Source organism: uncultured Thiocystis sp. (assembly GCF_903866365.1).
Classification (GTDB): Bacteria; Pseudomonadota; Gammaproteobacteria; order Chromatiales; family Chromatiaceae; genus Chromatium.
Genome location: NZ_CAIPNF010000366.1, coordinates 1 through 11,986, shown reverse-complemented (window position 1 = coordinate 11,986; position 11,986 = coordinate 1). Strand labels below are relative to the sequence as shown.

General features: G+C 62.0%; 12 protein-coding genes and 1 pseudogene. 4 read left to right on the top strand and 9 right to left on the bottom strand.

From position 1 onward, the window contains the following. Positions 1 to 195 precede the first annotated feature (195 nt). Together QZY07_RS20765 and QZY07_RS20760 are read right to left on the bottom strand one after the other, a co-directional pair. A complete protein-coding gene (locus tag QZY07_RS20765; RefSeq protein ID WP_295406817.1) occupies positions 196 to 366 on the bottom strand; it encodes a hypothetical protein in 171 nt (56 codons plus the stop codon). Further along, on the bottom strand, positions 363 to 551 hold the full coding sequence (locus QZY07_RS20760; protein ID WP_295406814.1) for a hypothetical protein: 189 nt from the start codon (positions 549 to 551) through the stop codon (positions 363 to 365). The genes QZY07_RS20765 and QZY07_RS20760 overlap by 4 nt, the downstream gene beginning before the upstream one ends. Before the next feature lie 90 nt (positions 552 to 641). Here QZY07_RS20760 and QZY07_RS20755 point away from each other — a divergent pair, with 90 nt between their 5' ends. Together QZY07_RS20755 and QZY07_RS20750 are read left to right on the top strand one after the other, a co-directional pair. Then, on the top strand, positions 642 to 1,316 hold the full coding sequence (locus QZY07_RS20755; RefSeq protein ID WP_295406811.1) for a heme-binding protein: 675 nt from the start codon (positions 642 to 644) through the stop codon (positions 1,314 to 1,316). After that, positions 1,313 to 2,137 (top strand): phosphodiester glycosidase family protein, encoded by an 825-nt coding sequence (locus QZY07_RS20750; protein WP_295406808.1) that lies wholly within the window; start codon positions 1,313 to 1,315, stop codon positions 2,135 to 2,137. Before QZY07_RS20755 ends, QZY07_RS20750 begins: the two co-directional genes overlap by 4 nt. Positions 2,138 to 2,650: 513 nt before the next feature. Here the strand turns inward: QZY07_RS20750 and QZY07_RS20745 are convergent. The 7 genes from QZY07_RS20745 to QZY07_RS27560 all read right to left on the bottom strand — a co-directional run bounded on the left by QZY07_RS20745 (position 2,651) and on the right by QZY07_RS27560 (position 10,191). After that, positions 2,651 to 3,085 (bottom strand): DUF6527 family protein, encoded by a 435-nt coding sequence (locus QZY07_RS20745; RefSeq protein WP_295406805.1) that lies wholly within the window; start codon positions 3,083 to 3,085, stop codon positions 2,651 to 2,653. Beyond that, positions 3,085 to 4,257: a ThiF family adenylyltransferase gene (locus tag QZY07_RS20740; RefSeq protein ID WP_295406802.1), complete on the bottom strand. Its 1,173-nt coding sequence runs from the start codon at positions 4,255 to 4,257 to the stop codon at positions 3,085 to 3,087. Before QZY07_RS20740 ends, QZY07_RS20745 begins: the two co-directional genes overlap by 1 nt. Further along, a complete protein-coding gene (locus QZY07_RS20735) occupies positions 4,232 to 4,978 on the bottom strand; it encodes a multiubiquitin domain-containing protein (RefSeq protein ID WP_295406799.1) in 747 nt (248 codons plus the stop codon). The genes QZY07_RS20740 and QZY07_RS20735 overlap by 26 nt, the downstream gene beginning before the upstream one ends. Before the next feature lie 81 nt (positions 4,979 to 5,059). Further along, positions 5,060 to 8,449 carry a UvrD-helicase domain-containing protein gene (locus tag QZY07_RS20730; RefSeq protein ID WP_295406797.1) on the bottom strand — a complete coding sequence of 1,130 codons (3,390 nt, stop codon included), beginning with the start codon at positions 8,447 to 8,449 and terminating at the stop codon, positions 5,060 to 5,062. A 1-nt stretch (position 8,450) separates the two neighbouring features. Continuing rightward, entirely contained in the window at positions 8,451 to 9,029 is a 579-nt protein-coding gene (locus QZY07_RS20725; protein WP_295406794.1) for a hypothetical protein, read from the bottom strand. Beyond that, the gene (locus QZY07_RS20720) at positions 9,026 to 9,856 is read right to left on the bottom strand and encodes a hypothetical protein (protein WP_295406791.1); all 831 of its coding nucleotides are present in this window, start codon (positions 9,854 to 9,856) and stop codon (positions 9,026 to 9,028) included. Before QZY07_RS20720 ends, QZY07_RS20725 begins: the two co-directional genes overlap by 4 nt. Next, positions 9,853 to 10,191, bottom strand: a complete 339-nt coding sequence (locus QZY07_RS27560; protein WP_363184596.1) for a DUF1883 domain-containing protein — start codon at positions 10,189 to 10,191, stop codon at positions 9,853 to 9,855. The genes QZY07_RS20720 and QZY07_RS27560 overlap by 4 nt, the downstream gene beginning before the upstream one ends. Before the next feature lie 688 nt (positions 10,192 to 10,879). Between QZY07_RS27560 and QZY07_RS20715 the strand changes: the two genes are divergently transcribed. Beyond that, positions 10,880 to 11,362, top strand: coding sequence for a transposase DNA-binding-containing protein (locus QZY07_RS20715; RefSeq protein ID WP_295406788.1), 483 nt, complete (start codon positions 10,880 to 10,882; stop codon positions 11,360 to 11,362). Between the two features lie 138 nt (positions 11,363 to 11,500). Beyond that, positions 11,501 to 11,986: pseudogene (locus tag QZY07_RS20710) on the top strand (hypothetical protein); the annotation flags it as partial.

Sequence of the window (11,986 nt, the reverse complement as noted above, 5' to 3'; positions counted from 1 at the left end):
CGGTTTGCGGCCGGCGCCGGGGCGGGCGCCGCCGCGTGACTGAGGGATGGGAGTGGACATGGCGCGGACCGAAGAGCAATTGAAAGCCGCACAATAATCAAAAACGCCCCGTCAGGCAACGTGCAAGGCTCGCTTCCTGGCCTCCCGCGCGACCGAACGGAGCGGGGCCGCGTGGGTGTGGGATACCGGCGCCGTTCAGCGGTGCGGCTGCTCCGCGCCACGATCAGCCCGCGCGCGAAACCGGACGACAGTCAACCCGCCGACCCGTCCGAATCGCCCGACCAGACCCGCCACCAGGCTGCCTTGCTCGACCGCCACCCCGAAGACCAGGGGCTCATGTCGGCGTACACCACCAGGCGACCTCATGATTCCAGCGCCGCAGGACGGTTCGAGACCTCCGAGAGCCAGGCGGTTTGCGGATCGGCTTTCAGGTCGTTGCGTCGCGCGGTCAGATCCTGATCGTCGAGCCGATGACCCTCGTTGAAAAAGGCACAAGGATGACGGAGACGATTCTCGTGACAATGGCTGTCGGCGGGGATAAACGGCCCCATCTCTTTCGCTCCAGGGCGATCCAGGTGGATCGCTCAGCATCTGCCCGCGCGCGGGTCGTGCTTCAACCGCATTCCAAATGGAGGTGATTCATGTCGACACTGTCAGAATGGCCTGTCCCCGCAGCCCTGGTCGCGCTGCTCCTGACCCTACCCGGAGGCGAGACGATGGCGATCGAGGAACCGACCTATGAGACGATCCGTCAGGGACCGGACATTGAATTGCGACGGTATCGGCCCATCCTGCTGGCCGAGACCCAGGTCAGCGGCGACTTCGACGCCGTTGGCGGCACGGCCTTCCGGATCCTGGCCGACTATATCTTCGGCAACAACCAGGGTCGCGAGAGGATCGCCATGACCGCGCCCGTCAACCAGCGCCCGGCCAGCGGTGCGGAACCGGGCACCGGCACCCGCATCGAGATGACCGCCCCCGTGACCCAGCGAAGCACGGATCCGGCGCGCAACGCCTATGTGATCAGCTTCCTGATGCCCGCGCGCTTCACCCTGGCGACACTCCCCCGCCCGAAGGACTCGCGGGTGATGCTCCGCGAGGAGCCGGCCCGTCTCATGGCGGTGCTGCGTTACTCGGGGAGCTGGGCCGAGTCTCGCTATCGCGAGCATGAGGAACGGCTACTCGCCGCCGTCCGGGCCGCGGGACTGACGCCGCTCGGCGACCCCCTCTATGCCCGCTACAATTCGCCCTTCTCGCTCCCCTTCCTGCGCCGCAACGAGGTGATGGTGGAAGTTGCGGAGCCGGGTTTGCCATGAGTCCGCGTCCCCGGCGCCCGACGCGCATCCCAGGGTCACCATGGGGCCTGCTCCTGGTCTTGCTGACGGTGGTTGCGAACGCCGCTGCCGCCGACTGGCAGCTCGTAAGAGAAGCGGAGCGGTCCGCGATCGGCCCTGAGCTGCTGTATGCCAAGCGCGTGGCGGTGCGTCCCGCCGACGGCCAGGAGGTCACCGCGCACCTCGCCTTTTTCACCTCGCGGGCGTACCGCCTGACGGTGATCGATCTCGGGGCCGGAACCAACGCCGCGACCCCGACACTGGCGGAAGCGTTCCGGTCCGCAGCCTGCCTGGCCGGCGTCAACGGCGGTTACTTCCATGCGAACGGGCAGCCGTTAGGGCTGGTCATCGCCCAGGGACGACGGATCAACCGGTTCGAGACCGCAAAACTTCTCAGCGGGGTGGTCTACAGCGACGACCGGGGTCTTCATCTCGTCCGGCGGTCACGCTTCCAGGACCATCCGGGCATCACCGCCCTGTTGCAAACCGGACCCTATCTGGTCGAGGACGGCCGGACGGTGCGGGGTCTGTCCACGTCCGCGACCGACCGCCGTACCTTCATCGCCACCGATTGGCGTGGGCATTGGGTGCTGGGGGCGACCCTGAACCGGGTGACCCTCGCCGACCTGGCGGAGTCTCTCGCGTCGCCGGAAAGTTTGACGCCCTGGCGGGTCGACCGCGCCATCAACCTCGACGGCGGTTCGTCGAGCGGTTTCTTCTTTGAGCGGGGCGAGGACCAAGCGCCCGTGACGCTGACGCCCTGGAAACGGGTTCATAACCTGTTGGGAATCGTTTCGCGTTGATGGAGAGCTTCCGCGTGACGCGGGGAGCGGACACTCCCGAACCGCGTTTGAACAGAATCGACCAAGCCGATGCGTTCAGATTCGCTCTTCTGAGGCACAGGCCGGTTTCAAGCGTAAAGCAGTCTCTCCCTCATGTCCCGGTCGGTAGCTACCTCAAGTTTTGTTGCCGTCATGGGCAGAAATCATGCGTCGGAACGGTCTCGAAACGCTGTCGTTGGATGCACACCGGACACCGGCTGGAACGGCCTCGCCGAGACGCTGGCGACAGCCCATACCGCTCTGTGTTACTGCTTTGCCATGAGCGGCGCTGTTGGCGTGTTCGGGCTGCGCACGACCCTATCACGACTCGACGGCGCGTGGGGTTGCGCTCTGCATACTGACTCCGCGGCGAAGGGCTGACGCCCCTCGCCATTGCGGCAATACGCAACCACCCGCGATTTACGGGGACTACCTACCTCTCGCTTCGCGTTTCCATGGCCGGCAGCGAACTGGATGGATTAAGCCCGATCATTATCATTTACCTGATATACGGCCCCAGATACGTCGCCAGAACCCTGGTGTTTTCTTCGGAAAAGTGGATTGGACATGCAGTTCGACTTTGGTTGGTTGCCCGTAGAAACGCGCTTTGGCGGCACGATCTCGACGGCGCTCGGTTTCGACTTGCTCGTCGCTCCAAGGGCCGGCTTCAAGCACTTTTCCGCAGTCGATTACATAATGCGATCGGCACTTCAGCGTCCAATTGCCGATCGACGGACGAAGCGAGACGGTCTCGCCATCAAACGTCATCTTCCAGTCGGTAGGTGTAAAGGGCGTGACCACCTCTTCCCCACAGCCACAACAGCAGCTGTGGGCCGCTGTCGCATAATTTATCGATACATAAAGAACGCCTGGCTCTAGATGCTCTGGGATGTGTTCAACGAAACGATGTTCGAGTCGCTTGTGCCGCATCACGCCAGGTCCCCGTTGATGAGCATGTTGCCGTCAGTGGTGTAGGTGCAGTGATGCTCCTGCTCGAGGTCACGATAGAAGCCGCGAATTTTTTTCCACTTCACGACCGCAAGGACGGCATTCAGGGCGTTGAAGTCCGCAACCTGAATGTTGGAGGCGTAGATGTCCTTGGCGCCGCCACCGACGAAGGAGATGCGCTGCCGCACATGATCTCGCTCCTCCGGTGTGCTGGCGGTTACACGTAGGATACCTCCGAGCGATCCCTCGGCGAGTTCAAGGCCCATCCCAACATCGATGAACGCGGCGCCGCTCGCCTCGAGCTTTTCTACAATCAACCGCTTCGCATCGCCGGCATCAAGGGACAGGAACGCAAAGGTGACACCGTCGAGAAGGTGGAGGTTGTCGGCGCCGAGCTTGACATCATGCGCCACAATATTCCGGTGCATCCGGCTGTAGATACGCTTCAGATACTCGACCTTCTTTGGCGCCTCTCGCAGTTCCTCCAGGCTCGGGGCGCCTGGCGCACGAAACGCGTTGTGGGTCAGGAACTCGTCGCTGTCGAAGAGCCGAATCTCGCGAACTGGCGTCTTGCAGACGAAGTCCAGGATGTAGCTGCCGGTTCCGCCGGCTCCGATGATGGCGACTCGCTCGTTGACGAGGCGTTCGGTTAGAACGCCGATCCCGACGCGGTCTGAGGCGGTCTCGATATAGTTGAACACGCTGTCTTCCTCTTCCTCCAGTTCGCGGAAGGTGCGAGGGGTCATGCCGGGCTTCAGCACCGCTGCCGGACCCGCGATGATATTCGCGTAGCTCGTCATCTTGTGGTGGTAGTCCGTGTAGCCGCCATCCGGCTTACTGGAGAATGTGTGCGTCGCTTTGAGGCCTTGACCGAGGTCGAAAGCGCCAGCCTGATGCGAGATCCCTTGAATGCGCGCGCCATCGGCATGGCAGGGAAAATCGCCATCCCAGTGGACGACATGAGTGTCTGGCGTTCGCGTCTGGTCTCCGGCCAGCGTCAGACTGGAAAGGAGGGTGCCGATCCGCACCTCCCGATGCTCATCGACATAGGGCACCTGCCGCATAACAAGATACCCGCCCTGCTGCTGGACGAAGTAGCCCTCGTCCCGCAGCCGCTTGAGGTCGGGATTACGACTGAACAGTTCGCGTGACATTGAACACCGTCCCCTTTTTCTTGACATCGACAGAACCGCCAGACCCAAGCTCACCAGCATGCGGCGTCGACGCCGCGTGACGGTAGGTCATCGAGAAGACGACGTTGGGATCGTGCTGCCCTGGGAAGGCGAGCTGCACAATCTGCTCGAACGTGACCGTGCGGGCGTTCGCCGTGCGCGGCCGGGAATTAATGATGATCTCGAACGTTAGCCGCGCGGTGATGAACCGCTCGATGCCGGGTTGGGTCAGATCGATCAACTCACCATGCTCGATCAGGCGATCTTCACCGCCTGGAACCTCGAGGAAGACGGCCTCCCCCTCGCTGGGGTTGGCTAGGCCGTAGAGCACCGTGCCGCTGATGACCGGCTTGCCCCAGCGCAGCTCGTCGTCCTTGAGGGTGAGCTTGAAGTCGCGATCTGTCAGGAAGGCGACGAACCGCTCGGCGCCCCGCTCGCACAGATCGAAGGGCTCGTTCAGCCGCACGTCCTCGAAGTCCCCTGATGGCAGGATCGCGAACAGGCTGTAGCCGTCCCGCGGGTCCAGGGCGCCAGCTTCGAGCAACTGTCGGCCCAGCGGCATGGGATCGCTCACCTGTCGGGATTGGAAGTTAAGATCACCCTGCGCGAGGAGAAAGCGATACCCACGCGCCGGACGCAGCGCCCGGCCTTCGCGCAGGGCATCGCCGAGATCGTCGTAATCAAGAAGTTCTTCTGTGTTCATAAGTTTGGGTCCTTAGGTTCAGCCGAGGCGACACCGCGGTTCTAAGAATCCAATCGAAGCGAGATCCGCCGACCGGTAAGGTCAGGCGAACTTTTTTTGCAGGGGACCTTCTGGGGTCTGCCCGCAGATGAAGAAGACCGGGCAGTTCGGGCAGGTGCGCGACGAGAACTCGGCCGGAAACCGTCCGGCGCGGATGTCACCGAGAAACTTGGCGAGCTTCTCCTTACGCCCCTTCAACTCGCGGTCCGACAAGACAAGCGCGTGCGCCTCGCCATCGGCAAGATGGACGAGTTCCGCGACTGCGCCGGGGAATGCCTGTTTGACCGCCAGCATCAGCGCCGCCGCGCCGACATCCTTGCTCTCGGCTGACCGCATGTGACCCGTGCGGATACGGCGCACGAACCGGGTACCATCCGGCCGCACCAGCACCTCGTCCGGCCGAACGATGATCTCTTCCCCACCGAAATTAAGGCTCAATGCGACCGGCGCTTCGGCGACCGCATCGGCGCGGTTCGCGAGGAAGAAGCGCAGCATCAATAGGGCTAGATAGCGGAATTCAGCGCGGTAGCCGTGGTCGGCGAGCCCCTGGCCGGCGAGCGCCGCATCGGTACGCTCTTCCAGGTCCCGCTCGGTCACAGGGACATCCGACGCGATTACCGTGCGAACCGCCTCGTGCAGAGACATGAAGGCGGTCGCGGTCCGCCGTCCGCCCACCTGCAAGATATGCGTGTAGAAGAAACGCCGCGGGCAGGATTCATAAAGAGCGATCTGCGAAGCCCCGAAACTAAGCCGGCCGTCGACGACCAGGTTGACATCCCGCGCCTCCGCCGCCACGGGAAGCGGCCGCGCAGGCACGAGGGAACGGCGTGTCAAGGCGGCTCCGAGGCGGTCTAGGAATGGCGAAAGCGGTCGATTGCGGCCGTTACTCTTCTCTGTCGGCGCATAAAAGATCAGGCGATCGCGGGCACGCGACTGAGCCACGTAGAAGAGGCACTCCTGCTCCTCGACTTGGCCGGCGCGGAAAGCCTCCAGCACGCTGCCTCCCGCCCCCGTGATCATTCCGTCGGGCGCCGGACAAGGCGGTGCCGGCGGCGTGCGCGGGATGGTGTCGCTATTGAGCCCCGGAATATGGACGCCACCGAACTCCAGGCCTTTGGCACCGTGGATGGTCATCAGCCGCACGGCGTCCAGATGTTGCGCGGCCACCGGCAACTGACGCAGGTCGCGATCGTCACCCAGCCGAACAAACCTGCGCACGCGATCGAGCAGACGCGTAATGGACAATCCGGACCCGGCCGGCTGCACCCTCACAAAGTTGAGGAATTGCCAAATCGCGATGCCGCGCGTGCGATCGGCGAGGTCCGCCGACTTCCCGAGGCGTGCGGCAATGCGCGTATGATCGAGCAGCAGCGTCGCGAGCACGGTCCAAGGCGTGGCCGTCTGATCGTATCCATCAAGCGCCGCCGCGAGCTTGGCAAGGGCCTGCCGCCCGGCTTCGCTCAAACCGCGGATCGTCTCGCCATGCCGCAGCCAGCTGGCCGGTACATGCTCGGCTGCCCGCAGATGGTCGAAGACCGCAGCCACATCCGCGAAAGAGATGGCGAATTCAGGCCAGCAGGCAATGCGCACCAGACCCATAGCGCGCCGGTCAACAAGGATCGAGAGGAGAGCCAAGAGATCTTTGACCTCACCCCGCTCGAACAGACTGCCCAGGAATAGGACCGGCACGCCAAGCCGTTCGAGATCCTGCCCGATCATCGACAACTTTTCGTTGCCGGTGCATAGGACCGCTTGGTCGCGATAGGCATAGCCCTCGCGTCTGAGTTCCTCGATTGCATCGACCAAAGCGACCTGCTGGTGTTCGGCGCGCTGCACCGTGCGCAACTCGGGCCTATGCCCTGTGGCGTCCCGATCCGCTTCGAGGCCACTGTCCGCATCACCGGCTCGCATCGTGATAGAGAAGCTGGAGAAGCTGGAGACAATCTCGGGCACCGAACGATAGTTGTGCTTCAATCGACCGCGGTTGCCACCCGGAAAGTCTTCCTTCCCGAACCGGCTCATGTTGAAAGATGAGGCGCCGCGAAAACGGTAAATCGACTGCTTGGCATCACCAACCATCCAGAGATTGCGACCGCTTGGCCGCAGCGCGCTCAGCAAGCGCACGCTGCTGCGGTTCACGTCCTGATATTCGTCGACGAGGACGTGGTCATATTGCGCCTGCAGCGTTTCACGGATGGCTGCATTGGTCTCGAGCAGATTAACCGGTAGGGCAACAAGATCTCCGAAGTCAACGCAGTGCGCTTTGCGCTTTAGCTGTTCATAGGCGGCGTAGACGCGAGCAACCTCGTTAGCGCGCTCAGCAGCCTTACGCGCCTCGGAGCCCGCCGCCTTGGCGAGCATTGCCTCAGCGAGCGCGGCGTAAGTTTCGGCGTCGACCACTTCGTCCTTTGCTCGCGAGAAGGCGGCCAGCATGTCGGCGATGATCTGGGTTGGATCGTAAAGATTGCGATAATGCGCAAGCCTCAGACGCGGGAACTCTTCCTCAAGGAGTTCGAGCGCCTCGGTCCGATCCATCATCCGCGGATCTTTTGGAAGGCCAAGATTCTCATGAAAGCGACGGATGATATCAAGGCCGAATGCATGAAACGTGCCGATCCACATCGCGACCGCAGCCTCGGGCTCCTTGCGCGCGATCCGCTCAGCCATCTCGCCTGCGGCCTTATTCGAGAAGGTGAGCAGCAAGATACGCCTCGGATCGACGCCCTCTTCCAGAAGGGCTTCGACACGCGCGATTAGCGTCTGTGTTTTGCCGGTGCCAGGACCCGCTTCGAGCAGATAGGCTTCGCCACGATGCTCCGCCGCCACTGCTTGCAGCGGATTGAGCGGCCGTTCTATGTGCGTCGCGGTCGCGGCAGGAGGCACTGTGGGCAGCAGCAGAGCATCGAACAACTGCTGCGCAACCACCTCGAACGGCGCGTCGAGCCTTGCCGCGATGGAGGAGGCGGAGAGCCCTTGGTCGACGTGGAGTGTCCACGCGACGGTGCGGGGAAACAGGAACTCGCGTGCGAACAGATCCATCTGGACCTCGCGGCGTTGCCTGCGACCATAGTCGACAACCCGATCCATGCCGACCGGTGATCGTTCAGCTGCTCGGGTCGGATCAATCGTCGCCGCCGGCTCGCCATCAGAATCGTCGCCAAGCTCAACATGGCCGATCTCGTGCGCCACGAGGAAGGCTTGTTCGAACTGAGATCCGATATCCTCGTGGAGGATCAGATCGTCAGCGGCGATAAAGGTCGCGCGGCCGCCATTGAGCATACCTGCCCCCGCCGACGTCGGCTCGACATCAATGCCCCGCCGATTGGCCTCGGCCACAGCGAAGTCATAGGGCGACCAGGGATCAACGCCGGATGCGACGAGACGAGCGTGAAACTCGGCGGCGGCTTGCCTGGCGAGCTCCACGCCGTCCATGTCAGTTCGCTCCCTCCATCAGCCGAGCGCGCCTCTCGGGCGGGACGCCGGCCTCGATCAGCACTTGCTCGAAGGCGACCTGCTCGCCGACCAACGGCTTACTGTCGGCCTTGTAGCTACGCACCCCGGCCAACTGGGTCGAGCCCCAAGAGGACTCCAACTGTGCGACAGAGCTGCGCATCGCCTCAGCCAACATCACCAGGAAGCCTCGCGGGATACTGACGAGAGAGACCCGCCGTTCGCGTAGCGCGGTCACGACCTGCCGAGGCACATCCAGACGCTTGGCGACTATGCGCCAGTCATCGACCGTCAGCGCCGCGAAAGGGTCGACCGGCGCCGCCGGCATCGCCTTCGCGTGTTGCAACCAAGCAGCATCGATCAGCGCCTGATCGGCGGCAGAGAGGGGTGCGACGTCTTCGGGAATCTCACGGCTGAGTTCGCGCGAGAGGTCAATGATGTCTCCAGCATATTCCGGATACAGCCGCAGATAACGTTCCAAAGTCGAGCGGCCAGGCTCGCTCTCGACCGCGAACGCGTCGAGCACGGACTCGCGGGATGGACGGTGGCCGGCGGGGCTCACCGATCTTCTCCGTCGGCCATTGCGGCTCGCAGAGCAGCAAAAGCCTTATCACGGTAGGTTCGGATGGTTTTTTCGGAGCGACCCAGAGCCTTGGTGATGGTCATAACGTCCGGTTCCTTGGAGTCGATGGGGAAACCTTGTGTAAGCATGTGAATGATCCTGCTTTGTTCTGTTGGCAGAACTTCAATCGCGGCATCTAGGCGCGACCGGAAAGCTGGATCGTCGAAATCCGACGCGGCGAAAGGATCGTGTGACCCAGCGGCTGCCTCAACCTCTGGAGACAGATCACCACTTTCCTCGTCATATTCGAGGGGCTGGGAACGTTTCTTGTTGAGCCAAGCCTTTTTCTGTACAACGAGTCGCATCTTTTTTAGCGCATCATCGAAGCGCACCTCGAAATAATCGAGCTTGTCGACATGGTTAGCGCGATCCGCTGAAAGGAGTTCGACGAACCGGCCAAAAACCTCGTCACGCACGACCCCGTCCGTCAGCGATTCCGCCTTGGGCAAGCTGCGCAGCACTCGCCTCATCAGTATCCGATAGAGGCGTTCAAACCACGCTTCGTTGTCATCGTGACGGCTCGCACGAATGAAGTAGACGAGACATTCGCTGGGGATGTAGCCGGGGTCGGAGCGTTCGGTGATTCCCGCTCTGGCAATCAATTCGTCATGCGGCAGGACCGCCAATTCGGCTATCAGCACTTCTATCTTCGAGTCGCGCTCGTAGAGTTCGCCGCTGAGGCGTCGTTTGCGCAATGGAACTACGATCGCTGCGCCCGTGCGGTGCGCGTCTTGCCCTGCGCCTAAAGCTCCGTCTAACTGCTTCATTTCCCAGCCTCGCTTCCCGCATTGCAAACAGCCGACAATCGCGTTTCTTCCAGCGCCGGCAGGGGGTAGTGCAATATCAGGACAGATGCCCGCGTCCTGCTCCGCAAACCCTGCGCATCGACCGTGACATGCCAAATCGCAGCGTTAGAGGTGGCGAGCTTGGTCGGAGAGCGCTTCGCGAGTCCACCGTAATAGCGATGATTGCCTCCCCCTCTGTATCGGGGAGATCTCGCACTGTCCATCAGTCGCATATTCGTGCCATTGGCTAAAGAGATATCTACGATCTCACCTTTCTGCCTATAACCCAGGTCGGCGTGGATGCATTTAAAAACCAAGGATCTCCTGATGAACAGTGCGGTGACCGCTCACTTCCGTTTCGACCGACCCGTATCGCCTCTCCCGGGATTAGAGTTTGACTCTTTCTGGTGCGTCGCCGGAGACCGACGAGCCGTACTCTCTTTGACAAAACGCCCCGTCTTCGAGCTATGGTGGCCGGTGTGGCTGTTGCTTGATGCCATCGGAATAACCTCATGGCCTTCATGTGTACTGCACATGATATTGAGATCATACAGGATGTCAAACACAATATAATGTGTCATGCGTCAATATAGGCTGACACATCTCACTGTCAACGAACAACCACAACCATATTGCTCGGTTAATGCATTTGAGCAATATGATGAGAGTGAGTGAAATGGGATGCTAACACCCATCTTTAACATAACCCCATTGATAAACACCCCCAGATGGTATCTAACCATCTGATCCGTATGTACATGCCTGCCAAAAATCGCAATGTAGTGCCAAGTTATTCGATAGGAGCGCAACACGTTACATATTCTTGCTGAGATGCGTCTTCGCGAATTAGCAAGCGTCTGGCAACAGCCACCTGCGCCCATAGCATTACCCATATCTCGACATCCATTCATACACGCATGAGCCATATGACCCCTTGGAATGGACAACACGGGCACGTTGAGTTGAGATGGAAGCCTTCTTGAAGGCCGAGTGGAGACAGCCGATATGAGTGCGTTGGCGGCGGAGTTGGACACGATTGATCTGGGCGATCAGCGTCTGAACCGGCGCGCACGGCGGGTGCTGGAGACGCTGGGGGCGAAACCAACCGTGAGTATTCCGACCGCCTGCGGCGGCTGGGGCGAGACGCGCGCGGTCTATCGATTGTTGGATCAGGCCCACGTCACCGCTGAGCGGGTGTTGGCGCCGCACATCGCCTGTACCCAAGAGCGTCTGCGCGCCTATCCCCGGGTGTTGTGCCTGGAAGACACGACCGAACTGGACTATACCCCCAAGAAGGGGATCGCCGGCTTGGGCCCGCTGAACCATGAGACCCGCTGGGGGATGTTTTTGCATCCGACACTGGCGGTCACACCTGATCGTCTGGCGTTGGGGCTGTTGGGCCTGCACGCTTGGGCGCGCGAGCCGGGGAGTCTGGGACAGGCGAAGGATCCGCAGCGCCCCCTGGAAGAGAAGGAGAGTGCGCGCTAGATCGATGGGTTTGCCCGCGTCAATGCGCTGGCCGAGCAACTGACGGACACCCGCCTGACGTACATTGCCGACCGCGAAGGGGATCTCTATGATCTGTTCGTCGAGGCACCCTGTCCCGAACGCGGTGCCGACTGGCTGGTGCGCGGCCAGCATCATGACCGGCGTCTGAGCGATGGGCGCACGTTGCGCGAGGCGCTGGCTGAGGCACCGGTGTTGACCGAGACCGCCTTTGAACGCCCGGCCGCGCGCGGGCGTCGAGCGCGACCGGTCGTGCAACCGATCAAGGTGGTGCGGGTCACCTTGAAGGCTCCCGCGCGTCCGGATCGGACGCTGGCCGAGGTCACCGTCAGCGCCCTGCTGGCCACCGAGATCGATCCGCCGGAGGGCGAAGCGCCACTCAACTGGTTGTTGCTCACCAACCTCCTCATCGAGACCCCCGAGCAGGCGTTGGAAAAACTCGACTGGTACGGGTGCCGCTGGCAGATCGAGATTTACCAGTCATGGTGCCTCCGTACAGTGTTCAGTCAGCGTCGGCGGACACCTCGCCACCGGCGAGGAGTCGCACAGGTGCCCAGTGACGCGGGGCGTGGCGTTGCGCGCGCAGGCGCTCGAGCTCGGCGGCGT

Excerpts from the sequence above, each read along its gene's own strand:
- QZY07_RS20730 (WP_295406797.1), bottom strand. The coding sequence starts at position 8,449 with ATGGACGGCGTGGAGCTCGCCAGGCAAGCCGCCGCCGAGTTTCACGCT.
- QZY07_RS20760 (WP_295406814.1), bottom strand. The coding sequence starts at position 551 with ATGGGGCCGTTTATCCCCGCCGACAGCCATTGTCACGAGAATCGTCTC.
- QZY07_RS20740 (WP_295406802.1), bottom strand. The coding sequence starts at position 4,257 with ATGTCACGCGAACTGTTCAGTCGTAATCCCGACCTCAAGCGGCTGCGG.
- QZY07_RS20720 (WP_295406791.1), bottom strand. The coding sequence starts at position 9,856 with ATGAAGCAGTTAGACGGAGCTTTAGGCGCAGGGCAAGACGCGCACCGC.
- QZY07_RS20735 (WP_295406799.1), bottom strand. The coding sequence starts at position 4,978 with ATGAACACAGAAGAACTTCTTGATTACGACGATCTCGGCGATGCCCTG.
- QZY07_RS20745 (WP_295406805.1), bottom strand. The coding sequence starts at position 3,085 with ATGCGGCACAAGCGACTCGAACATCGTTTCGTTGAACACATCCCAGAG.
- QZY07_RS20755 (WP_295406811.1), top strand. The coding sequence starts at position 642 with ATGTCGACACTGTCAGAATGGCCTGTCCCCGCAGCCCTGGTCGCGCTG.
- QZY07_RS20715 (WP_295406788.1), top strand. The coding sequence starts at position 10,880 with ATGAGTGCGTTGGCGGCGGAGTTGGACACGATTGATCTGGGCGATCAG.
- QZY07_RS20765 (WP_295406817.1), bottom strand. The coding sequence starts at position 366 with ATGAGGTCGCCTGGTGGTGTACGCCGACATGAGCCCCTGGTCTTCGGG.
- QZY07_RS20750 (WP_295406808.1), top strand. The coding sequence starts at position 1,313 with ATGAGTCCGCGTCCCCGGCGCCCGACGCGCATCCCAGGGTCACCATGG.